Origin of the sequence: Streptomyces sp. P1-3 (assembly GCF_050613155.1) — a bacterium.
Classification (GTDB): domain Bacteria; phylum Actinomycetota; class Actinomycetes; order Streptomycetales; family Streptomycetaceae; genus Streptomyces.
Window position 1 is genome coordinate 259,125 of the sequence record NZ_CP192512.1, and the last position, 25,674, is coordinate 284,798.

Genomic DNA, 25,674 nt, shown 5'->3' on the forward strand with positions numbered 1-25,674 from the left:
CAGGTCGTTACGGGTCGGGATCTTAATACGTGATTCGGGCATCATCCATCAGCCCCTTCCGCGACCGTCCCCTGCCCTCCGGCCCGCCCGACCTGCGGAGCGATCCGGTCGAGATGCCGCTCCAGGGACGCGTTGAAGACGTCCGGCGCCTCCAGCATCACGAAGTGCCCGACACCTTCGACCAGATCCACCTCCACGCCGTACCGGTGCGCGGCGGCGAGGTTCGTCGGCATCCACGAGGTCGAGTTGACCAGGACCAGCGGCGTGTCGAAGTGCTTCGGCACGTCCTGCAGATACGTCAGCATCTCGCGGAACGCGGCCGACACGATCGACGGGCCCACCTGTTCGCGCGTGCGCTCCACCAGCTCGATCAGATCCCGGCGGGCGGTGTCGAGGAACAGCTCCTCGGCCTTCATCGGCTGGTCGACGAAGGTCTGCGCGAAGCGGTCGAGCTGCTCGGCGCCCAGCGGCTTCGGATCGAGGTTGTGCAGCGTGTCCACGCCGATCATGCCCCGGACCCGGTCGCCCAGCAGGGGTGCGGCGGCCAGCATCACCGGGCCGCCCAACGAGTGGCCGATCAGGACCGCGTCGGTGGCGCCCACCCGCTCGACGACCGCGGCGACGTCCTGGGCGAACGCCTCGACGGTCCACCTGCGCCGGTCCCTCCCCGACCCGCCGTGCCCGGCGAGGTCCAGGGCGATGACGGTGTACCGCTCCTCGAAGTACGGGACCTGCCGGTCCCAGTACGACGCGTCGCAGCCGAGCCCGTGGATGAAGACCAGGGCAGTTGGGCCGCTGCCCCGTACCCGGTAGTGGAGGGGGGTTCCGTCGGCCGACCTCAGCACCGGGCCCGTACCGGACGCGGCCACGTGCTCCCGCTCTCGCCCATGCTCCTGATCTCGCCCATGCTCCTGATCTCGCCCGTGCTCCCGCTCTCGCCCGTGCTCGCGGCCGTGCCCCTCTGGCACGGCCGTCGGCTTGCGAGCGATGATCCCCACGTGCTCCATGTCGGGCGCGGGAGCTCCGTAGGACTCCCGGTCCACGCCCACGGCGCCGAAGAACCCGGCCCGCTCCACGACGAACCCGGCGGCCTCGCACTCCCTGCGGAAGACCTCGGGGTCGATGGCGTTGATGAGGCTCGGCCCGCCGACGACGAACGCCGGGTCGAAGTGTGCGGCGACATCCTCGATGTAGCCGGGCCACGGATCGCCGGCGCGCTTGCGCTCCTCGTACTCGGCCGCCTTGGAGGCCCAGTACCCGAAGTAGGGCGAGTCCGTGCTGAGGAACGCCTTTCCGCCCGGCGCCAGCCAGCGGAACATCTTGCGGAGCATCAGCCGTACGTCGTCGGGGGCGAGGAAGTGCATCACGCGGCTGGCGTGCACGGCCGTGAAGCGCCCGTCCTCGAAGTCGACGTCGGGCAGCGTGCCCCGGCGCAGGACGAGCCGCGCCCTGCTGGTGTCGTTGACGCGCTGTTCCAGGATGTCCAGGTGCTTCTGCTCCATGTCCAGCGCGACGACCCGGGCTCCGCGCTCCAGCGCGGCGATGCTGGCGACGCCGTAGGCGCAGCCCAGGTCCAGCACCTCACCGCCGCGCTCACCGGCATAGTCGGCGAAGTCCGAGGAGTACGGGATCAGCTGCTCGACCATGACGCCGGTGCGGTTCAGGGTCGCGACCATGCCGCCGAAGTCGATGTCGGCCGCCGACTTGAGGTCCTCCAGGACGTCGTGATCGCGTGTCACCGCGATCGTGGCCCGGGCACGCCGGGGTGACTGCGGGGTGGGGGGTGTCAGGGGCGGCAGGGGCGTCAGGGACACCCTCGGCCGTTCGCCGCGGTCGAGTGGGGGCGCGTCCAGCCGGTGCGGGACGGCCGCCGGGTCGGTCAGGACGACGGAGGCGCGCGGCTGCGGCCCCGTCTTCCCGACGACGGGACGCGACGCCGGAGCCGCGGCCGGGGACTCCACGGGGGACGTGGCCGCGGCCGGGGACGGCGCGGCGGCCATGGCCGCGGCCGTTGCCGCGGGCCGGGCCGGTTGCTCGCCGCCCACCCAGTAGCGGTTCCTGGCGAACGGATACACGGGTATGCGCAGTCGCGTGGGGCGCGGCCCGCCGGGGTGGGCGGCCGGGCTCGGCACGGTGTGGCCTTCGACGTAGCGCCGGGCCAGTTCGACGAGCGCCTCGCGCCGTCGCGCCGGGTCGAGTCGGCTGTCCCGGGCGCGTTCGAGCCAGGTGCCGATGCGTTCGGTGTCCGCCGCACGGGCGGTGAAGCCGCGCGGCACCGTGCCCTCGGCGTGTGCGGGGTCGGGCTGTCCGGGCCGCGAGCGGCCTCGGCCGGTCCACAGCGCGACGGCCTCGTCGAGGGAGGCCGCGACGACGGCGCGGCGGTGGCGGAAGTGATGGCGTCCGGTGAACAGCGTCTCGCTGAGCGCCGGCAGGTCGGCGTCGGTCAGTGAGCCGTCGGCGACGCGGTCGAGCAGCGCCTGGACGCGCCGCTCCAGGGCCGCTTCGGTCTTGGCCGAGAGCGGCAGCAGGTGGTACGGCTGCGCCGGAGCGGACGCCGGTCGTCCGCCCGGGTACTCGCGGACGACCACATGGGCGTTGGTGCCGCTCATGCCGAAGGCGCTGACCGCGCCCGTGCGGAGCCCGCCCCGGGGCGAGGTCCACTCCTTGGTCGACTTGTTGACGTAGAAGGGGCTCTCGCTCCAGTCGATGTACTCGTTGTCCCGCTCGCAGTGCAGGCTGGCCGGGATGGTGCGGTGGCGCAGCGCCTCGGACAGGCAGACCAGGCCGACCAGGCCGGAGGCGGCGAAGGTGTGGCCGACGTTGGTCTTGGTCGAGGTGAGGGCGCAGAACTCCCGTTCGCCGGTGTGCGCGCGGAACGCCTCGCGCAGGGCGTTGACCTCGACCGGGTCGCCCAGCTTCGTCCCTGTTCCGTGGGTGACGATGTAGCCGATGTCCTCCGGGTCGATGCCGCCCCGCCGGTAGACGGTCTCCAGCAGGTCGCGCTGCGCCTCTCCGGACGGCGCGGTGATGCCGTTGGTCCTGCCGTCGTAGTTGATGCCGCTGGCCGCGATCACGCTGTGGACGGGGTCGCCGTCGGCCTCCGCCCGGTCAAGCGGCCGCAGCACCAGCGCCGTCACCGCCTCGCCGGGCACCATCCCGTCGGCGCGCTGGTCGAAGGTGGCGCAGCGGCCCTCGGCCGACAGCATGCCCGCCTGGTCCATCGCCGCCAGCGACTGCGGGGTGAGGACGAAGTTGGCGGCGGCGACGACGGCGATGTCGCACTCGCCCTGGCGCAGGCTCGCGCACGCCTGGTGCAGAGCGACCAGGCCCGAGGAGCAGGAGGTGTTGACGGCCAGCACGGGTCCCTTGAGGTCGAGGAAGTACGACAGCCGTGCGGCCAGGACCCCGTCGTGGTTGGAGGTGACGTTGCCGCCGTCCCCCACCAGCAGGCGATAGTCGCCCTGCTCGACGCCGGCGAAGACGCCGACGCGGCGGCCCTTGAGCCGCTCGGCGCCCAGCGCGGCGTCCTCCAGGGCCTTCCAGCACTCCTGGAGCAGGTGCCGCTGGCGCGGGTCGATGCTGCGGGCCTCCTTGGGCGCGATCTCGAAGAAGGCCGCGTCGAACTCGTCGGCCCAGTCGATGGCGCCCAGCCACGGGTAGTGCTCGGCCGCGTCGCCCTCCTGGGGCGGCGCGGTGCCGAAGCGCACCGGCGGCACCTCGGTGACCAGGTCCTTGCCTTCGGTGAGCGCGTTCCAGAAGTCGTCGACGGAACGGCAGCCGGGGAAGATGCCGCTCATGCCGATGATGGCGATCGGAGCGTCACCGGGGGCCGGTGTTTCCGGCACCGCGTCGTGCACGACGTCCGGCACCGCGTCCCGCACCGCCGCGACGGCCGCGTCGGAGACCGTGGCAGAGGTCGTGCCAGACGTCGTGCCGGACGTCACGGCCTGCTCGGCCAGATGGTCCGTCAGACGCCCGATGGACGGGTGGTCGTACAGAACGGTGGGCAGCAGCCGCACTCCGAGACGCTCCGAGAGCCGGTGGGCGAGCTGCGTGAGCCGGATCGAGTCCAGGCCGAGGTCGAGGAAGTTGCTGCCATCGTCGAGCGTGTCGACGGGCGCCTTCAGGACGTGCGCCACGATCCGGCGGACCGTGCCGGCCAGTTCCGCACGGCGCAGATCCCGCGCGGCCGCCGTCCCGTCGGCCGGCTCGGGCGCGGCGGGCCGCGGCACGCTGCCGGCGACGGCCCGGCCGACGAGCGCCCGCGCCTGCTCGGCGGTCGCGTGCAGGACGAGCGGGGCGGCGGGGGCCGCCGCGAGCAGCCGCTCGAAGAGGGCGAGCCCGGCGTCGGTGGCGAGCGGCAGCTGACCGCTGGCGTCCAGGTACGCCGTGACGAAGTCGGGGTCGCGGTGGAGCTGCGCCGCGGCGCCCATGCCGCCTTCCTCCCACAGCGGCCATTCGACGGCCACGGTCCGGTGCGGCGACCGCCGCTCGCCCAGCGCGCGGGCGTACGCCGCCTGGAAGCGGTTGGCCACCGCGTAGTCGCAGCTGCCGAAGTCCCCGAGGGTGGCGGAGGTCGACGAGAAGTGGCAGACGAACCGCGGCGGGCGCCCGCCCGGCGCGCGTTCGAGTGCCCGCTCCAGGGCGAGCGTCCCGTGTACCTTCGCGCCGATGGCCGCCTCGAACGACTCGGGCGTCTTCTCGGTCAGCGGCACCGGCTGTGCCGTACCGGCGGCGTGCACGACGCCGTCGATCGCGCGCACCGGGGTCGGCAGGGTGCTCAGCAGTTCGACGAGGGCGTCCTCGTCGGTGACGTCGGCGCGGCGGCAGACGATCTCGCCGCCGTGCCGCCGCAGGCTCGCGGCCCACGCCTCGTCGGCGGAGCGCAGGGGGGAGCGGCCGAGCAGCACGAGGTTCGCGCGGTATGTCCGGGCGAGGTGCTCCGCGAGCCGCCGGCCGAGACCGCCGAAGGCCCCGGTGACCAGGTACGTCCCGCCCTCCCGCAGCACCGCCGGGCCGCCCCGCTCGGGCAGCGGCACGCTCTCCACCCGGCAGACATGGCGCCGGCCCGCCCGGTACAGGGCACTGACCTTGCGCTTCTGGCGCTCTTCGGTGAGCAGCAGATCGGCCCAGCGGTCGGTGGGGGCGACGCCGTCGTGCAGGACCACGCGGAGGCCGATGCCGGGCAGCACCCCGGACAGCGAACGCTCGTAGCCGACCAGGGCGTCCAGGGCCGCCTGCTCCACGGCGTCCCGGAAGTGACCGGCCACCAGGACGTCGGGGACGTCCGCGGCCGTGGCGGCCAGGGCGCGTACCAGGGTGCCGACGTCGGTGAGTTCGCGCAGCGCGGACGTGCCGTCCGCGTGCTCGGTGGGCCACAGGTAGTGGATGGCGCCGATCGGCCCGTGCGCCTCGGCGATGGTGCCGAGCACACGCCGCCAGCCCGGCTCGTCGCGCGGGTCCAGCGGGTGGGCGGAGGCCGCGGGGGCCTGGCGTCCCGTCCGCTCGACGAAGACCAGCTCGGCCTCCGGTGCGCGCTCACGCGCCGCGCGCCGGTAGGACTCCTGCGCCGCGCGGTCGGAGAGGAAGACCACCGTGACCCGTCCGGTGGACGCGGTCCCGCCGGGTACGGGCTCCGGTTCGCAGGCGGCCCACCGCTCCTCGAAGAAGCGGGGCGCGGGGGCGTCGTCGGCCGCGGACGGGAGGTGCGCCCCGCGCGGGCCGGGAGCCGGCGGCTCTGCCGCCGTGGCCGGTCGCGGCGCGGCGGGCGTGCCGTCCGGCTCTCCGGACAGCCAGTAGTACTCCTCGCTGAAGGGGTACGTCGGCAGGCTGACCCGGTGCGGCCGCGGGCCGTCGGCGTACAGCAGGTGCCACTCGACCGGGTCGCCCGCCTCCCACAGCCGCGCCACCTTGTCGAGCCTGTGCTCGGCCAGCCACCGCCGGACCAGGCTCCGCCGGTCCTCCTCGTCGAGCGGGGACGGCGTTGCGGCGGCGTCCGTCCGGGCGGGAGTGTCCGTCCGGCTGGCGAAGTCCTCGAGCGCGGCGACGAGTTCGGGCACGGTACGGACGACGAAGGCCGCCCGCTCCGGCAGCGCGGTGCGCCCGACCTGGAGGGTGAAGGCGATGTCCGCGAGGCGGCGTGCGCTCGTCCCGGTGGTCCCCTCCTCGGCCAGCCGCCGCGCGAGATCGCGCGCGTACCGCCGCAGGTTCTCCGGGGTCCTGGCCGACAGCGGCACGAGGTGCGGTCCGGTGAAGACCGCGTCCTGCCCGCCCCGGGGCGGCGCCTCCTCCACGATGGCGTGGACGTTGGTGCCGCCGATGCCGAAGGAGCTCACGGCGGCGCGCAGGGGTTCGGAGCCGCGCTCCGGCCTGGTGACCCGGTCCACGACGTAGAAGGGCGAGCCCGCGAAGTCGATCTGGGGGTTGGGCGCGTCGTGGTTGATGGTCGGCGGCACCGTGCGGTGGCCGACCACGAGGGCGGACTTCACGAGGCCCGCGAGGCCCGCGGCGGCGTCGAGGTGTCCGAGGTTGGACTTCACCGAGCCGATGCCGCAGAAGCCGGTCGCGCCGGTGTACCGCCGGTACGCCTCGGACACGGCCATGACCTCGATGGGGTCGCCGATCACGGTGCCGGTGCCGTGGGCCTCCAGATAGGCGATCGACTCGGGGTGCACTCCGGTGCGTTCGAGGACCGAGGCGACCAGCTCGGACTGGCCGGTGACGCTGGGGGCGTAGTAACCCGCCTTGCCCGCCCCGTCGTTGTTCATGCCCACGCCGCGCACCAGCGCGTAGACGTGGTCACCGTCGCGTACGGCGGACAGGGCGTCCTTGAGCAGGACGACCACGGCGCCCTCGGCTCCGATCATGCCGGTGGCGTCCGCGGCGAAGGGCTTGCAGTGCCCGTCGGAGGACAGCGTCATGCCCTCCTCGTACAGATAGCCGACCGCGTTCTCCCCGTACATGCCGCAGCCGCCGACCAGCGCGTGCGTGGTCTGCCCGGACCGGATGCCCTGGCAGGCCAGGGCCAGCCCCGCGAGCGAGGAGGAGCAGTTGCTGTGCACGAACAGGCTGGGGCCGCGCAGGCCGAGCCGGTGGGAGACGGTGGTCGGGATGGTGCCGGGCTGCGCCTGTAGGAAGCCGACCAGGGCCTCCGAGTCGCGCCGGGTGCCGCGGCCCGCGACGGGTGCCTGGTAGAGGGCGTTGCTGGTGGACATGTAGACCGCCGCGTCCTCGATGTCCGCGGGCAGGTACGCGGCGTCCTCGATCGCCTTCCACGAGTGCTGGAGCAGCTGGCGCAGCTGGGGGTCCATCAGTTCGGCGTCCCGCGCCGATATCTGGAAGAAGGCGGGGTCGAAGAAGCCCTTGCCGCGCATGCTGGCGCGCACCGGCACATGGGCCGGGTCCTGGATCAGCCGCTCGTCGACGCCGAGGCGGCGCAGCTCGTCCGGCGAGCAGAGCTCCACGCTCTCCTCGCCGGCGAGGAGGTTGCGCCAGAACTGGTGGTGGTCGTCGGCACCGGGCAGCCCGACGGACACCCCGATGACGGCGACGCTGTCGGCGAGGTAGCCGGGCAGTTCGCCGTCCGCCGGTACGGGGGCCGCGGTAGGGGCGGCCACCGGCGGCCGCGAGGAGGACGGACGCGCCTCGGACGCCGGGCGCGGACTCGGCTCCAGGGCCCCGCTCGGGCCGCCCTCCGGGCGGCCCTGGCCGGCTCCCACAACGGTGCGCAGGTGGACGGCGGTCCCCCGGGCGTGCGCGCAACGGAAGACGTCGGCCGCGGTGAAGGCGACACCGAACCGCTTGGCGACACGTTCGGCGAGCACCACCGCGAGCACGGAGTTGCCGCCCGCCTCCAGGAAGGCGTCGGTGGCCCGGAGACCCTCGACGTCCAGCACCTCGCGCCACAGGGCGAGTACGCCGCCCTCGTCCAGTACGCCGTCCTCGTCCGCCGCCGTCCCGGTGCCGGCGCCGGCCGGCTCCTGGGGCAGCGAGACGGGCCGGCGCGCCAGCGTCAGACGGTCCACCTTGCCGTTCGGGGTGTGCGGGAGCCGGTCGATCGGCAGCGCGAACGCCGGAATCATGTAGCCCGGCAGGCTGCGGCCCAGGTGCCGCAGGAGGTCCCGGGCGGTCGCCCGCTCGGTGCCGGGCGCCGGGGTCCAGTAGGCGATCAACTGGGTGCCGGTCGTCGTCGCCCCGGTCCGCGCGACGACGGCGCACTCGCGCACGGCCGGGTGCCGGGCGAGGACGTGCTCGATCTCACCGGGCTCCACGCGGAAGCCGCGGACCTTCACCTGGGAGTCGATCCGGCCCAGGCACTCGATGGTCCCGTCGCCGAGCCAGCGCGCCAGGTCTCCCGTGCGGTACAGGGTGCCGCCGGGCGGGAACGGGTTGTCGGGGAAGCGCTCCGCGGTGAGCTCGGGCTTGTTGAGGTAGCCGAGGGCCAGGCCGTCGCCCGCGATGCACAGCTCGCCGGGTACGCCGATCGGCGCGAGCCGGCCGTGCGCGTCCACGATGTGGATGCGGGTGTTGTCGATGGGGCGGCCGATCGTGACCCGCTCGCCCGCCTCGACGCGGGCCACCGTGGACCACACCGTCGTCTCGGTGGGCCCGAACAGGTTCCACACCTCGGAGCCGAGCACGACGAGCCGTTCCTTCAACGTCTCGGACAGCGCCTCGCCTCCGCACAGGACGCGGACGCGTTCGTCGTTGGTCCAGCCCGAGTGGATCAGCATGGTCCAGGTCGCGGGCGTCGCCTGCATCACGGTCGGCCGCACGCGGGCGATCAGCGCCGCGAGCCGCTCGGCGTCCCGCGCGGTGGCCGCGTCGCTCAGATGGCACTGCGCGCCGGTGATCAGGGGCAGGTACAGCTCGAGGGCGGCGATGTCGAAGCTGTGCGTCGTCACCGCCAGGATCCGGTCGTCCGCGCGCATCCCGGGCCGTTCGGCCATCGCGCACAGGAAGTTGGTGAGCGCGCGGTGCGGCACCACCACGCCCTTGGGGTCGCCGGTGCTGCCCGAGGTGTAGATGACGTACGCCGGGTCGGCCCCGGTCGGCCGGCTGTCCGGGTGGTCGTCCGCGCGGGGTCCTTCGGGGTCGGTTGAGTCCACCAGGAGGAGGGGGCGGGTGGCCTGGCCCGGCGCGTCCAGGTCGCGCAGCCGGTCGCGCAGCGCCGAGTGGCTGACGACCGCCTGGGGCGCGGCGTCGCCGAGTATGTGGGCGATCCGGTCCCGGGGGTAGGCGGGGTCGAGCGGGATGTACGCGCCGCCCGCCCGCATCGTCGCCAGGAGGGCGACGACCAGTTCGGGCGAGCGCTCCAGGTACACCGCGACGAGGCTTCCGGGGCCGACGCCGAGCCCGCGCAACCGGGCGGCGAGCCGCCGCGAGCGATCGTCGAGCTCCGCGTAGCTGACCGTTTCGGCGTCGCTGACCAGGGCGGCCGCGTCCGGGGTGCGGGCGGCCCGTTCGGCGAACAGCTCGTGCGCGCACCGGTCCGGCCGGTCCACCGCGGTGTCGTTCCACTCCGCGGTGAGGGTGTGCAGCTCCTCCGGGGAGACCAGCGAGCAGTCGTCCACGCTCAGGTGGGGTGCGGCGCCCGGGACGGTCTCCAAGAGGTGGACGTACTGGCGCAGCAGCCGGTCGACCGTCTCCCGGTCGAAGAGGGCCGGGTCGTACTTCCAGGTGAGGCCGAAGCCGTCTCCGGGCCGGTCCGGCTCCACGATCTCCAGGACGAGTTCGTACTCGCCCTCCTGATGGATGCCCTCGACATAGGTGAAGGAGTCGGTGTCCGCGGTGACGTCCTCGTGCCAGTCCTGGTACATGAAGGCGTGGGCGAAGACCGGCGTGGAGCCGTCCGCGGCGCCCAGGCCGAGCTCGCGGACCAGCGGGCCGAACGGGTAGCTGTGCGCGATACCGGTGAAGAGCGTCTTCTGTACGTCCTTGCACAGCTCGGTGAAGGACTGCCGCCCCGAGATCCGGCTCCTGACCGGCACCATGGTCACGAAGTAGCCGACGGTGCCGCGAAAGCGCTCGCCGGGCCGGGTGCTGACCGGCATGCCGACGACGATGTCGTCCTGCCGGGTGTACTGGCGCAGCAGCACCTTGTACGCCGCGAGGAACACCGCCGACGGATAGCCGCCGTGGTCGCGGGCGTACTCCCTGATCCGGTCGCTCAGCTCCGCCGGAAGCCGCAGGGTCTCACTGGCACCGTGCACGCCGCGGCCGGGCGTGGAGCGCGGCCGGTCGGTGGGGAACGCGGGGGCGGGCGGCGGGCCGGCCAGTTGCTCCTTCCAGTACGCGAGCCGTGCCGCGCCCTCGTCGCCGCTCAGGAGGGCCGCCTCCTCGGCGACGAACTCCGCGTACGGGGCGTGTCCGTCACCCGGCTGGGGGCCGCCGGGCGACGGACGGCCTTCGGCCGCGGCCCGGTAGTCGGCGAGGAGGTCCTTGACCAGGACCACGGCGGAGCCGCCGTCCAGGACGAGGTGGTGGGCGTTGAGCAGCACCCAGGACTCGCCGCCCGGGGTGTGGAAGACGCTGAGCGTGCACAGCGGCCCGTGGTCGAGGTCGAACGGGGCCTTGGCGTGCTCGCGCACCAGCGCGAACACCTCGTCCCGCGCCATCGCGGGCAGCTCCCGCTCGGTGAACGCGGGCCGGGGGGCCTCGGGCCGGGCCAGCAGCAGCCGGCCCCGCACCTCCTGGACGACGCCGCCCAGCTCCGGGTGGCGGGTGAGTACGCGCTCGAAGGAGCGGCGCAGCGCCTGGGTGTCGAGTCCGGTCGCCCGGAAGCAGAGCGGCACGTTGTACACACCGGCTTCGGGCGCCGCCTTCTGGAGGGCCCACAGGCCCCGCTGGCCCTCGGACAGGGGGTGGGCGGCGAACGCCTCGGCGGGGTCGGGGGCGTCCGCCCGAGCGGTGTCGCCCAGGTGGCGGGCCAGCTGGTCGATGGTCGTGTACTCGAACAGCGACGCCGACTCGAACGCCGGGTCGAGTTCGCGCTGGATCCGCCGGGCGATGTGCACGAGGGCCATCGACGACAGGCCCAGGGCGGGGAAGTCCTGGTCGGTACGGACGCCGTCGGCGTGGGTCGCCAGCTGCTCGGCGACGGCGCGCCGGAGCCAGTCGCGGGCCCCCGAGGCGGCGGGCTCACGCGGCGGTGCCCCGGCTTCCGCGGCCGGCGTCGGCTCCGGCGAAGGATCATCGAGAGCCGTTGCCCGCCCCCGGCCCCGCTCGGGGTCGGCCGCGGCCCGGCCACCGGCCGCGTGCGCCCGCGACGGCGCCGACGCGGCCTCCTCGTACCAGAACTCCCTCTTGGCGAAGGGGTAGGTCGGCAGGCTGACGCGGCGCGGCGGACGGGCGCCGTACAGCTCGTGCCAGGGGATGGTGGCGCCGGTCAGCCACAGCCTGGCCAGGGCCCGGTGGTCCCCGGCGGCGACACCCGCCGCCACGCCCGGCTCCGCTCCGGAGTCCGCGCGGCGCGATGGGGCCGTACCGCCGAGGTCGGCGTACCGGTCGGCGCCCGCCCGGCCGGTGGCGTGGAAGTCGGCGAGCGCGTCGGCCAGTTCGGCGGCGGAGCGGACGGGCAGCGCGAGCCGCACGGGCAGTTCGTCGCGGCCCGTCTGGAGGGTGTGGGCGAGGTCGCGCAGGGGCACCCGGTGGTCGGCGCGGGCGGAGTCGTCCAGGAAGTCGGCCAGCCGCCGGGCCGCGGTCCGCAGCTGCTCCGGGGTGCGTGCCGACAGCGGGACCAGGCAGGTCTCGTCGGCCTGCTCGTCGAGCGGTCGGTCCGCGGCGTCGTCTGCCATGTGTTCCTCGATGATCAGATGTGCGTTCGAGCCGCCCGCGCCGAAGCACGAGATTCCGGCGCGCCTCGGCAGGGGCCGTCCGGCCGCGTCGGTCGGTGTCCAGGGGGCGAGTTCGCGCTGGACGTGGAACGGCGACTGCTTGAAGACGATGCCGGTGTTCAGCTCCTCGGCGTTGATCGAGGGCGCGAGCCGGCGGTGGCGCAGCTGCATGAGCACCTTGGTCAGCCCGGCGATGCCGGAGGCGCTCTCGCAGTGGCCGAGGTTGGACTTGAGCGAGCCGACCGCGCAGTACTGCCCCGGGCGCCCCGTGCCGAAGGCCCGGCTCAGCGCCGAGATCTCCAGTGAGTCTCCGAGGAGGGTCGCAGTGCCGTGCGCCTCGACGTAGCTGATCGTGTCGGGCGTGACACCGGCCTTCTCCAGGGCCCGGACCACCACGTCGCGCTGCGCGGTGAGGCTGGGCATGCTGTACCGGCTGGTGCGGCCGCCGGAGTTGACGGCGGTTCCCTTGATCACACCGTAGATGTGGTCGCCGGCCGCCACCGCGTCCTTCAGCGGTCGCAGCACCACCGCGCCCACGCCCTCCGCCGCGAGGAACCCGTCGGCGCGGTCGGAGAAGGGGCGGCACCGGTCACCGGAGGACAGCAGACCGTGCTCCTTGAGCACGTCGAAGTGGTCCGGGCTCAGGAGGAGGTTGACGCCGCCCGCGACCGCGCAGTCGCTGTCCCCGCTGTGCAGGCTCTCCACGGCCAGGTGGACCGCCGTGAGCGAGGCCGAGCACGCTGTGTCGAGAGCGATGCTCGGTCCCTGGAAGTCGAACAGGTACGACGTGCGGTTGGCGATCGACGAGTAGGCGGTGCGTCCGTTGTACGTGGCGTTCATGACGCCGACGAACACGCCGACGCGGCCCTGGCCGGCCAGGGCGCCGGGCGTGTAGCCGGCGTCCTGCACGGCGCTGTGCACCGTCTCGATGAAGAGCCGCTCCTGCGGGTCCATGGCCGCGGCTTCCCGTTCCGAGACGCCGAAGTAGTCCGCGTCGAAGGACGAGACGTCGGCCAGGAAACCGCCCCAGGGGCGCTCCCGGCCCTCCCAGCGGCACCACCAGCGGTCGGCCGGGTAGGGAGCGGTGGCGTGGGCGCCGCGGGCCAGGTTGTCCCACAGTTCCCCGGGCGTGTCGGCGCCCGGGTAGCGCCCGCCGAGGCCGACGATGGCGATGTCCCCGGTGCGCGGCGCCGGGCGCGTCGGCTCCGGGGCGCGTCGGGGCGCTTCCACGGGCGCGGGGCTCGGCTCCTCGGCGACCGGTCCGCGTGCGGCGGGCTCGACGGCCGAGCGGTCCCGGGACGGGGTGACCGGGCCGTCGGACAGGACCGCGGCCAGCCGGTCGGGGTGCGCCGCCATGACGTGCTCGACCACGTCCCGGATCGTCGGGCAGTCGAAGAAGAGAGTGCTGCTCAGGTCGTCGAAGTCGCGGCCGAGCGCGTTGTTGAGCTGGATGACCAGGATCGAGTCGAGCCCGAGGTCGAAGAGGTCCGCGTCGTCGGCCAGCTCCTCGGGAGCCAGCTTCAGCGTGTCGGCGACGAGCCGGGTGACGTAGGCCGTGGCGCGTTCGGCGAGGGGGGCGCCCGCGGGGGCGGCGTCGCCGGGGAAGAGCTGCCGCAGCTCCGCCCGCCGCTCCGCCAGGAAGTACCCCACGAGGTCGTCGAGTGTGCGCAGTTCGAAGAAGAGCGTGCTGCTGACGTCCTCGAAGTCCTTGGCGACAGCGCTGTTCATGCCGGAGACCAGGATGGAGTCCAGCCCGTAGTCGTGCAGGTCCTTGCGCGGGTCGAGTTCCCCGTCGGAGAGGCGGAGCGCGTCGCGCACCAGCCGCTCGAAGTAGGCGGTGGTGTGCGCGCGCAGCTCGGCGTCCGGGTCCTCGGTGCGGACCGCCGGACCGCCGGCCGGTCGCCGCGGCGCCGGAACCGGGACCGGGAGCTCGGCAGAGGCCGGGGCGACCGGGGCGGCCGTTTCCTGGAACCCGCACGGCGTACGGAACGTGCCGTCGCTCTCGGCGACGATCAGCTGCTGGCCGAGGACGTGGGCCTCGGTGTCCGGCTGCGCGCCCGTGCGGAAGCCCTCGTCGTCCAGGACCTCCAGCCACCGGTCGGCCGCGAGCACCGGGCTGCCCGGGATGCGCAGCTCGGCGTCCCGGTACAGCCACCAGCCGTCCAGTAGCCCGAACGTGAGGTGGGCCAGGATCGTGTTGCGGCTCATCTCGTTGACGAACAGCAGGCCGCCCGCCCGCATGGCCGCCTTGACGTGCCGCAGGGTGCGGGAGATGTCGGCGGTGGCGTGCAGCACGTTGGTCGCCACGACGATGTCGAAGCCGCCCGGCTCCACACCCTGCGGCCCGGGCGCGTGCTCCGCGTTGAAGATCCGTGTCGTCAGGTACGGGTAGCGGGGGCGCAGCCGCTCCTCCGCGCGGAAGAGGAACGCCTTGGAGAGGTCGGTGTAGCAGTACTCCGCGATGCGGTCGCCGAACGGTTCGAGCGCCTCCAGCACCTTGGCGCTGGTCGCGCCGGTACCGGCGCCGACCTCCAGGACGCGCAGCGGCCGCCGCGGTTCGGCGCGGGCCCAGCGGCGCACGGCGTCGGCCACCAGCTCGCTCAGCCGGTCGTTGAAGTAGTCGGCGACGGGGTCGCCCCGGTAGATGCCTTCGACCCGCGACATCGAGGAGCCGGGGAAGAGGATCTCGGTGGCCTGCCGGGCGCCGGTGAGGACGTCGTCGAGCGCCAGCAGACACGACTCGACCAGCTCGACCTGCGCCCGCTGGTTGGCGTTGGGCTGCCAGCCGTCGCGCTCGGCGGCCCACTGCCGCCACAGTTCCGCGCGCTCCAAGCCGTGCGCGGCGGGCCCGACGCGGCGCCGGCCGCCCGCGTACTCCAGGAGCCCGGCGTCCATGAGCAGCCGGTCGCTCTCCTGAATCCATCGCGCGTACTTGGCGAGCGCCTCCCGCTCCAGGCCGTCCAGGCCGCCGCCCGGTCCGTCCGGGTCCGCCGGGCTCCCCGCGCCCTCGGGGCCGAGGTCCCGGAGCGTCACGAGGAGGAGCTGCGCGGCCAGTTCGCACATGCGCGGGTGCGGCAGGTAGCGGCGCAGCCGCTCCACCTCGCCGCGCGGGGCGCGGTGGGCCGCCACGATCTCGTCGCGTACGGAGGGCAGGGCGGGCCGGTGGCTGCCCTGTCGCTCGTCGAGTGTGAGGCCGCGCAGCGCGTCGTCGCCGAAGGTCCGCATCAGCGCGATCTGGGCGTGGTCGCCCGCGAGGAAGGATTCGAGGGCGGTCAGCGCCTCGTCGGGATCGAGCGAGTCGACGCCGGCGGCGGCCATCCGCTCGCGGTAGAAGGGGTCGCTGACGGCGCCGGCCACGCCCCAGTAGCCCCAGTTGACGGCCTTGACGAGTGGCAGCCCGCGCTGTCGGAGCTCGTGTGCCAGGGCGTCCTTGAAGGTGCATCCGGCCGCGTAGTTGGCCTGGCCCGCCGCCCGCACGAAGCTCTCGACCGAGGAGAAGAACAAGACGAAGTCCAGCGGCTCGGCGGCGAACACGTCGGCGAGGTTGACACCGACGTCGACCTTCGAGGTCAGGGCGGCGCGGAACTCCTCCTCCGTCATGCGCGCCAGCGTTCTGTCGGCCAGGACGATCGCGGAGTGCACCACACCGTCGACGCGCGGATGGTGCTCCTTGATCCGCCGGTAGGCGGCCAGCAGGCTGTCGCGGTCGGCGGCATCGGCCGGGACGTAACGAGGGGCGGCCGCCCCGACGGCGCGGGCGCGTTCGGCGAGCCCGGCGAGCTTGCGCTCGATGCCCTCGTTCAGGGGCTGCCGGCCGATCCAGACGATCGACGCCTGGTACCGCTCCACCATGGAGCGGCTCCACAGCTCACCGATGCCGCCCGCGCCGCCGACGACGACGTAGACGGCGTGCCTGCGGTACGGGCCGGCGGCCGGCTCCAGGTTCGCGACCGGGAGCAGCTCCTGGGAGAACCACCGGCCACCGCGCAGGGCCAGCGTGGCGCCGGGCCGCACACCGGTCAGCCGCCGCTCGCCGCCCAGCAGGTCGCCGTACGGCTCGCCGGACAGCTCATGGGGCAGGTCGACGAGGCGGATCGTCCAGCGCGTGTGCTCCTGGGCCAGGCTGCCCATCAGACCGTGGACGCTCGCGTGCGTCGCCGCCACGCGATCCCGCTCGCGGACCGGCTGGGTGCCGAAGGTGTACGCCGTCCAGGCCAGCTCCCGGGTGCCGTGGCCCAGCGAGAGCAGCGCCTTGGCGATCCGGAAGACCTCGATGACGCCGCGTTCCTGGCCCGCGACCATGCCGTCGGGGTCCTCGGCCGGGGCGGCCCACACGATCTGCGCGATACGGCCCGCGGCCCCGGAGCCCGTGGCGCGCGGGCACGCCGCGCGGATCAGTTCGGCGATCTCCTGGACCTGCGCGCCCGGCGGGAGCGCGATCACCCGGTGGCCGGGGTGGAGCGTGTCCAGGCCGGCGCCGAGCCGGCGGCCGGAGTCGAAGACGAGCACCTCGCCCGGGGTGGCCGGCGAGGTCTCGTCGCCGGGGTGCCTAGGCTCCCAGACGGGCAGCAGGGTCCGCAGCTCGGAGGCGGGGGTCCGACCGTCCCGGGACGCCTGGAGCGCGCGGAACGCCAGTCCCCGCAGCGCGGCGCAGACCCGGCCCTGCTCGTCGACGAGGTCGATGTCGAGCACCCGCCCCGCGCCGGCCCGCTGCGACGGTGCCGGGCGCACCCAGGCGTACATCGTCCGGCCGAAGGGGGCGTGGTGGACGTCGAGTCGGTCGAGTGCGAACGGGACCTGGGTGGCCGCGTCGGGCGATGGCGCCGGCACGGCGCCGTCCGCGCCGCGGCCGAGCCCGCCGCTGTCGGCAGGGTCGGCGGTGCCGGCCGGGCGGGCCGTGTCGTAGCCGGCGTCCAGGCCGAGCGAGGCGTGGATCGCCGCGTCCAGGAAGCTCGGGTGGAGCGCGTAGTCGGCCGACGGGTCCGCCAGCTCCGCCGGAAGCACCAGTTCGGCGAGCACCTCGCGGCGCCCGTCGGGCTCGCCCCGGTGCAGGACCCGTACGAGGCGGAAGCCGGGTCCGTAGGCGACGCCCGCGCGGGCGATGTGCGCGTAGGCCTCCGAGCCGGGCATCGAGCGCAGCCGCAGGCCCGCGCGCAGCCGGTCCAGCTCGACGCGCGGCGGGGTCACGGCGGGCTCGGTCACGGCCCGGCCCTGGACGTGCGGCCCGCCGTCGCCGCTGGCGAGTTCGAAGCGCAGCGGCCCGGTTCCCCCGGCGCTGTCCGCCGCGTCCGCACGCCGCCGTTCGGGAGCGAGCGTGAACTCCACGTCGCGCCCGCCGTCGCCGACGACGACCGGCCGCGCCCAGGTGACGTTCTTGAGCACGGTGCGGCGGTCCGGGTGGTGCGCGCCGGGCAGGGCGCGCTGGACGGCGGTGTACGCCATCTCCAGGCTGGCCACGGCGGGCAGCAGCTTCCGGCCGCCGACGACATGGTCGCGCAGGAGGTACTCCTCGCCGGTGAAGTGCGAGCGGTAGCGCTGGCCGTCGGGCCGGGAGACGTTCTCGTGCAGCAGCGGATGGGGTCGTGCCGCCGCGGGGAGTGCCGCCTGCGCGGTCGGGGTGGGCCGCGTTCGGGGTGCCCGCGCGGGCCACGGGTGGGCTACGGGCCCGAAGGCGTAGCCGGGCAGGCTCACGCGCCGGCCCGCGTGCTGGCCGGGCAGGAGGCGCCAGTCGACGCCCGCGCCCCGGACCCATGCCTTGGCCACCTTCTTGAGCCTGCCGTCGGCGAGGTGGCGCGCGCGCTTCGCCTGGCGCCGCGTCGCCTCCTCCGCGCCGTCCTTCACCCGGCCGGTGAAGCACCGGGGCGAGTCCCCGCCCTGCGGGTCCTGGACGAACCGCTCCAGCTCGGCCGCCAGTTGGCGCAGGTCGCGTACGACGAACGCCACCCGGCAGGCCATCGGTACCCGGCCCACCCGCAGCGTGTGGGCCACGTCGGCCAGGCGCAGCGAGGCCGCCCGCGGGCCCGTGAGGTGCCGCAGCAGTTCGGCGGCGCCGCGGAGGAGGTCGTCCGGGGTCCTGGCCGACAGCGGCACCAGCTGCGGCCCGTCGTCGGCACCGGCGTGCGCCCGGGCGCCGCCGTCGCGGGTGTACTGCTCGAAGACGGCGTGCGCGTTGGACCCGCCGAGTCCGATGGAGCTCTGCGCGGCCCGGCGCGGGGCCGCTCCCGCCGGCCAGTCGCGCAGCCGGTCGACGACCTCGAACGGCGAGTTCTCCAGGCGCAGTTGGGGGTTCGGCCGGGTGTAGTGGAGCGTCGGCGGAAGCTGCCCGTGGTAGAGGCTGAGCAGTACCTTGACGCTGCCCGCGAGCCCGGCCGCCGTGTCGAGGTGGCCGAGGTTCGACTTCACCGAGCCGATGCCGCAGTAGCCGGTCTCGTCCGTGTGCTCGCGGTACGCCTCGGTCAGCGCGGCCAGTTCGACGGGGTCGCCGAGCTTCGTGCCGGTGCCGTGGGCCTCGACGTAGCCGATGGAGCGGGCGTCGATGCCGGTCCGGTCCAGAACGGTCCGGATGAGCCGGCTCTGCCCGTTGACGCTGGGGCTGTAGAAGCCGGTGGCGTCGCCGCCGTCGTTGTTGGTCGCGATACCGCGCAGCAGTCCGTAGACGTGGTCGCCGTCGGCGACGGCGTCGGCCGCCCGGCGGATCAGCAGCGCCACGACCCCCTCGCCGCCGACCATGCCGTCGGCGTCGGCGTCGAACGCCTTGACCCGGCCGTCGCCGGAGAGGTTGAGGCCCGGCTGGTGGATGTAGCCGAGGCCGTCGGCGCTGCTCGCCGAGGCCGCGGCCACCAGGGCGAACTCCGACTCGCCGGAGGTCACCGCGCGGGCCGCCAGCGCCATCGCGGTCAGCGAGGAGGAGCAGTTCGAGTGGACGGACATGCTCGGGCCGCCGAAGCCGAGCTGGTACGAGACCATCGAGGCGACCGTGCCGCTCTGGCTCATGACCCATGACAGGTACTGCCGGGGGTCCTCCAGGACGGCGGCGGGCGTCTCGGCGGTCTCGGCCGGAGCGCCGTAGAAGTGGTTGCCGGTGGAGACGTAGACGGCGGTGTCCGGGATGTCGCGGTGGTCGTACCCCGCGTCCTCGACGGCCTTCCACGCGTGCAGCAGGAGCTGGCGGAACTGCGGGTCCATCAGTTCCACGTGGTTCGGCGAGAGCCGGAAGAACTCTCCGTCGAACTCCTCCTTGCCGTCCAGGGAGGAGCGCACCGGCACATAGGCCGGGTCGCGCAGCACGCGCTCGGGGACGCCGGCCCGGCGCAGCTCCTCCTCGGTCCAGCGGCGCACGGCCTCGTCGCCGCGCTTGAGGTTCTCCCAGAACTCCCAGTGGTCGCGGGCGCCGGGGAAGCGGCAGGCGATGCCGACGATCGCCACCGCGTCGTCGGGCACGTCCACGGCCGGGGACGCGGGAGCGGGCGACGTGGCGGTCGCGGCGGCGTCGGCGGACTCGGCGGTCGCGGCGGCGTCGGCGGACTCGGCGGTCCCGGCGGCGTCGGTGGACTCGGCGGTCCCGGCGGACTCGGTGCTGTCGGCTGATCCGGCGCGCCGGGCGGTCTCGGCGTTCGCGTACGCGGCGATGGCTCGCACGGTGGTGTACTTGAAAAGGTCGGCGGCCGCGAACGGCACGCCCAGCCGCCGGCTGATCCGGTCGGCGAGCACCACGGCCGACAGCGAGTTGCCGCCCACGTCGAAGAAGGAGGCGGTCGGGGCGAGGTCGCGCACCTTCAGGACCTCCTGCCAGCAGGCGAGGACCTCGTCCTCGGCGCCGGCGACGGGCACCGGGCGGGTCACCGGCTCCGTGGCGGCCGGAGCCGCGGCGGGGGCCAGCGACACCTTGCGCCGCGTCAGGTCGTTGCGGTCCACCTTGCCGCTGCCCGTCAACGGGACGGCGTCGATGGCGACGAAGAAGTCGGGGACCATGTACGCCGGAAGCAGCGCCCGCAGATGTTCCTTGAAGACCCCGGAGGGGTCGCCCGCGGGCCGCCCCGGGCGCGGGACGTAGTACGCGACGAGCTGCTTGGCACCGTCCTCGCCGCGCGCCACCACGACGCACTCGGCGATGTCCTGGTGCCTGCTCAGGTGGTACTCGATGTCGCCCAGTTCGATGCGGTAGCCCCGGATCTTCACCTGGAAGTCCATCCGGCCCAGGTAGTCGATCTCGCCGTCCTCGGTCCAGCGGGCGAGGTCGCCGGTGCGGTAGAGCTTGCCGCCGGGCACGAGGTCATGGTCGATGAACTTCTCCGCGGTGAGGTCGGGGCGGTTCACATACCCCCGGGCGACTCCGGTCCCGGCGACGCACAGCTCCCCGCTCTCGCCCGCCGGAACCGGGCGCAGCCGCTCGTCGAGGATGAGGACCCGGGTGTTCGCGATCGGCCTGCCGATGGTGGTGGGCGCGTCGTGGCGGACGCGTCCGCCCGTCGCGTAGACCGTCGTCTCCGTCGGCCCGTACAGGTTCCAGGCCTCGGTGCCGGTGTCGCGGAAGTACTCCTTGAGCGTCCTCGGCAGCGCCTCGCCCCCGCTGAGGACCCGCACGCCCTCGCGGTTGCGCCAGCCCGAGTGGAAGAGCATGCTCCAGGTCGCCGGGGTGGCCTGCATGACGGTGGGCCGGACCCGGCCGATCCGTTCCTTGAGGCGCTCCGCGTCCTTGATCGTCGGGCTGTCGCAGACGTAGCAGCGCCCACCGCCGACCAGCGGCAGGAACAGTTCGACCTGGGCCATGTCGAAGCTGACGGTGGTGACGGCGAACAGGGTGTCCGCCGCGCTCATGCCCGGCTCGCGCCGCATCGCGTCCAGCAGGTCGGTGAAGCCGCGGTGGGGGACCATCACGCCCTTGGGGCGTCCGGTGCTGCCGGAGGTGTAGATGACGTACGCGAGGTCGTCACCGGTCACCGGGGCGCGGACCGGCCCGGTGCGGGCCGCTGCCGCGAGCTCCGCGCGCTGCTCGTCGAGCACCAGGAGCGAGGCGGGCGGCGGAGCGTCGGCTCCGCCGCGCGGACGGCCGTCGAGCAGTTCCTGGGCGCGGTCCTTGTGGCGGGCCTGGGTCACGATCAGGGCCGTGCGGCTGTCCGCCACGATGTCGGTCAGCCGGGCGGCGGGCAGCTCAGGGTCGAGGGGCACATAGGCCGCGCCCGCCTTGAGGATCCCCAGCAGCACGACGACCATCTCGGCCGATCGGTCCAGCAGGACGGCCACCAGGTCGCCCGGGGTGACTCCGCGGGCGACGAGGCAGGCGGCGAGGGCGTCGCCGCGACCGCTGAGCGCTTCGTACGTCAGCACCTCCTCCTGGCTCGCCACCGCGACCGCGTCGGGGGTGCGGCGGGCCGCCGCCTCGACCAGGTCGTGCACGCAGCGGTCACCGCCGGTCTCCGGCCCCGCGAGTCGTCCGCGCAGCTGGCCCAGGGACGTCGCCGGCTCGTCGCACACGGCCGTCAGGACGCGCAGGAAACGTTCCGCCAACTCCTCGACGAAGGCGCGGCCGTACAGCTCCGGCTGGTACGTCCAGTACAGGGTGAAGGCGTCTCCACTGCCCCACACCTCCAGCGAGAGCTCGTACTCGCCCTCCTGGTGCAGCTCCTCGACGAGCCGGTACGGCCGGTCGGGCCCGGCGATGCCGTCGAGCACGTCCTGGTAGACGAACGCGGTCTGGAAGACCGGGGACCGCCCGGGGGGCGTCTGCGACGGCAGTTCCCCGAGCAGCGCGGGGAAGGGGTAACCGTGCAGCATGTCGTCGGCGACGTCCCGCTGTGCGGCCGCGACCAGCCGCTCGAACGGTGACTCCGCCGGGACCGCCACCCGGACCGGCACCATGTTGATCATCAGGCCCATGGCTCCGGCGAGCGCCTCCCCGCGCTCGTTCACCGGCATCCCGACCACCAGCTCGCTCTGCTCGGAGTACGAGGCCAGGGTCGCCGCGTAGGCGGTGAGCAGGGCGGTCGAGACGAAGACCCCCCGCGCGGCCGACAGTTCCCTGATCCGCGCGACCAGCTCGGCGGGCACCCGGCAGACGTGGGTGTCGCCGGCGAAGCGGTCCGCCAGAGCCGTGTGTGGGCGGTCGGTGGGCAGGTCCAGGACGGGCAGCGGTCCGGCGAGCCGGTCGCGCCAGTACGGGAGCGCTTCCCGGCCCCGCTCGGCCAGCGTCCGCCGCTCCTCGGCCACGAAGTCGTGGAGGCCCGCCCCGGTCCCGTCCCTTGGCGCCCGCGCCGCACCGGACCCGGCCGACAGCGCCCCGTACGCCTCGAACAACGTGCTCATCAGCAGGTTCGCCGAACTGCCGTCGAAGATGACGTGGTGGACGGTGATCAGGACGATCGACTCGCCCTGCGGGCGGTCGAAGACGCGGACCCGGAACAGGCCCTCCGCGTCGTCCGCCGACGTCCCGTCCATGGTGAACGCCCGCTTGCTCTCGCGCCGGACGACGGCCAGCGCCTCGTCCTCGTCGGCGACGCCGGTGAGGTCGACCCTGGCGAAGTCGGGCTCCCTGGCGGGGTCGACCGACTGGAGCGGCGTGTCCCCCTCCCGGTGGATCACCGTGCTGAGCACCGGATGGCGTGCCACCAGCACCCGGCACGCCTCCTGGAAGAGCGGCACATCGAGGTCCGCGACGCGGAAGCACAGCGGCACGTTGTACGCGGCCATGTCCGGGTACGCCCGTTGGAGCGCCCACAGGCCCCGCTGCGCCTCGGAGAGCCCGTAGGTGCGCGCCGCGGTGCCGGGCAGCGCCCGCCCCCGCGAACCCTGCCGCAGCTCGCGCAGCAGCTCCGCGACCTCGCCGCCGCTGACCCTGCCCGCCCGGTACTCCGCGATGAGAGCGTCGATCTCGTGCTTCACTTCTCGTTTCTCTCTGTGTCGAGGAGCGCGATGGCGTCGTCCAGGTGCAGGGCGCCGGTGCGCAGGCGCTCAAGCACCGCCAGGACCTCCGGCTGGGGGCCGTCCACCCGCTGGGGGCGTGGTGGTTCCTCGGTGCTCGTGGCCACCAGGCGGGCCAGCGCGGCGGGGCGCCGGGCGGCCAGATAGGCGGCCGTCTCGGCGATCGTGCCGTGCTCGAACAGGACGCTGGGCAGGAACGCGGGGTCGATCGTCGCGGCCAGGTCCCTGGTGAGCCCGACGGCCCCCAGCGACGTCAGCCCCAGCTCGATCAGACCCGTGTGCGGGCCGATCTCCCGGACCGGTCGCCCCAGGCGCGCGGCGACCAGCTGGCGCAGGAAGCCGCGCGCCTTCTCCTCGGGCGAGGGCTCGGGGCGGGCCGTCTCGGCCGGTCCCGGCCGGGCGGGCAGCGGCTCGCCCTCCGGCACGAACCGCCAGCGGACGGCGCCGCTCGCGGGCCCGCCGTCGGTGGGAGCCCGGTCGGCGGCGTGCCGCTCCGGTTCGGGCACGGCGTGCCGCTCCGGTTCGGGCGTCCGGTTCTTCCCGGACTCCGTGACCCAGTGGCGCCGCTTGGCGAAGGGATACGTGGGCAGGTGCAGGCGGCGTGGTGCCGCTCCCCCGTTCAGGGCGCGCCAGTCCACGGCGTGGCCCCCGATCCAGAGCTCGGCGATCTTGCCCCACTTGCCCTGCGCCGACCAACGGCCGACCAGTTCCGCCCGCAGGTCGTCCTCGTCCAGCAGCCGTGCTTCCAGGGGCTGTTCGCCGACGCGGCCGCGCCACACGGTGTCGCCGCCGGGGTCGGCACCGCGTGCCAGGGCGTCGAGGGCGTCCTTCACCTCGTCCAGGCCGTACGCCAGGATCACCGCGCGCTCCGCCAGCGCCACCCGCCCGGTCTGGAGGGTGTGCGCCAGCGCCACCGGGTCCACCGCCGCGCCTTCCTTGGACTCCAGGAAGCGCAGCAGCTTCTCGGCGTAGGCGCGCAGCCGTTCTCCGTCCGTCGCCGACAGCGGTACGAGCACGGGCGCCGGTGCGCCGTCCCGCATGCCGCTCGCCGCGGCGCCGCCGGGCTCGCGCGGCGCTTCCTCCAGGACGACATGGGCGTTGGCGCCCGTGGCGCCGAACGCGCTCACCCCGGCCCGGCGCGGCGCTCCCCACCCGGTCCCGGCCGCCTCCACCGTCCACTCCGCCAGCTCGGTCTGGAGGCGGAACGGCGAGTCGTCCAGATCGAGGTACGGGTTGGGCCGCTCCGCGCGCACCAGGGGGGTCAGGGTCTTGTGGTGAAGCTGGAGCGCCGCCTTGGTCAGGCCGCTGATCCCGGCCGCCGCCTCCGCGTGCCCGATGGCGGACTTGACCGAGCCCAGCGCGCAGAACCGCTTGGCGTCCGTGTGCTTCTCGAAGGCCCGCCGCAGCGCCTGGACCTCGATCAGGTCGCCGATCTCGGTACCCGTGCCGTGGGCTTCGAGGTAGCCGAGCGACGCGGGGTCGATCCCGGCCCGGTCGAGGCAGTCCTCGATGAGGTCCGCCTGGGCGGCGACCGACGGAACCCGGATGCCGGGGGTCCTGCCGGAGTGGTTGACGGCGGTGCCCTTGATGACGGCGTAGACGGCGTCGCCGTCCGCCAGCGCCCGGCTCAGCGGCTTCAGCAGCACGGCTCCGACGCCCTCGGCGGAGACGTAGCCGTCTCCCCCGCCGCCGAACGACCGGGCGGGCACGTCACCGGCGAGCAGTTCCAGTGCGCCGTACGTCCGGTACTTGCCCGGGTGCAGCGAGAGGTTCACACCGCCCGCGAGGGCGGCGTGGCACTCGCCGCGCCGCAGGCTCTCCACCGCCAGGTGCACGGCGCTCAGCGAGGAGGCGCACACGGTGTCGACGGCCATGGACGGGCCGCGGAAGTCGCAGAAGTGCGAGACCCGGTTGGCGATGGACGCGGCGTTCAACGACAGCGGGGCGTGCCCGCTCCCGCCGCCCGCGGCGCCGCCGCCCGCCGCGTCGTGCTGCACCAGCACGTAGTCCTTGTGCATGACTCCGGCGAAGACGCCGACCGCCCGGCGCGGGCCCTCCCCGCCGGCCCCGGTGAGACCGGCAGGGGTGTGTCCGGCGTCCTCGACGGCCTCCCAGCACACCTCCAGGAACAGCCGCTCCTGAGGGTCGAGGAGGGCCGCCTCGTCCGCCGCGATCCCGAAGAACTCGGCGTCGAAACAGTCGGCGTCGTCGAGGAACCCGCCCCAGGCGGACATCTTCCGCCCCGACGGGGTGCGCTCCCCCTGGAAGGTGTCGCGCGGCCACCGGCTCTCGGGCACCTCGGTGACGCAGTCGCGTCCGGCCTTGAGGTTCTCCCAGAACTCCGCGGCGCTGCCCGCCTTCGGGTACCGGCCGCCGATCCCGACGATCGCGATGTCGCCCTGGTCGGCTTCGGGCGCCGGTACTGCGGGCCGCTCCACGACGCGGGCGGCCGGCGCGGGCGCCGGGGGCTGCGCGGGCGGCCGGTGGTGGTGCGTGAGGTGCGCGGCCAGCTCGGCGACCGTGGGGTGCTCGAACATCAGCGTCGGCGACAGCGCCGACCCGAGCCGCTCCCCGATCTGCTGGGCCGTCCGCAGCAGGGTGGCCGAGTCCAGGCCCAGCGCGTAGTAACTCGTGTGCGTGCCGACCTGGTCCGCCGGGATGCCGAGCTGGTCGGCGACGACCGAGGCCACGACCGCGGTGGCCGCTTCGGCGGAGAGGGCCCCGCCTCCGGCCTGGTCACCGGTTCCGGCCTCGGTACCGGTCCCGTTCTCGGCGCCGGGACCGGTCCCGGTCCCGGCCTGGTCACCGGTCTCGGCCTCGGCACCGGCCGATGCGTCGCGGCGGCGGGCGGGGTCGATGTGCCCGGCGTCGCGCACCGCCTTCGTGGTGAGGTCCGCCAGCTCGCCGATCTTTCGCCCCTCCG

2 protein-coding genes (1 of these 2 cut by a window edge) are annotated in these 25,674 nt (G+C 74.3%); both read right to left on the reverse strand.

What is annotated here, in order from left to right; translation table 11 throughout:
* Window positions 1–41: 41 nt before the first annotated feature.
* Window positions 42–22,712, reverse strand: coding sequence for an amino acid adenylation domain-containing protein (locus tag ACQUSR_RS00950; protein ID WP_431040588.1), 22,671 nt, complete (start codon window positions 22,710–22,712; stop codon window positions 42–44).
* Window positions 22,709–25,674, reverse strand: partial view of an SDR family NAD(P)-dependent oxidoreductase gene (locus ACQUSR_RS00955; RefSeq protein ID WP_431040589.1) — the end only. The gene runs 11,752 nt beyond the window's last position; 2,966 of the gene's 14,718 nt are visible here — the last part of the coding sequence; its start codon lies beyond the right edge, outside the window; its stop codon occupies window positions 22,709–22,711. Before ACQUSR_RS00955 ends, ACQUSR_RS00950 begins: the two co-directional genes overlap by 4 nt.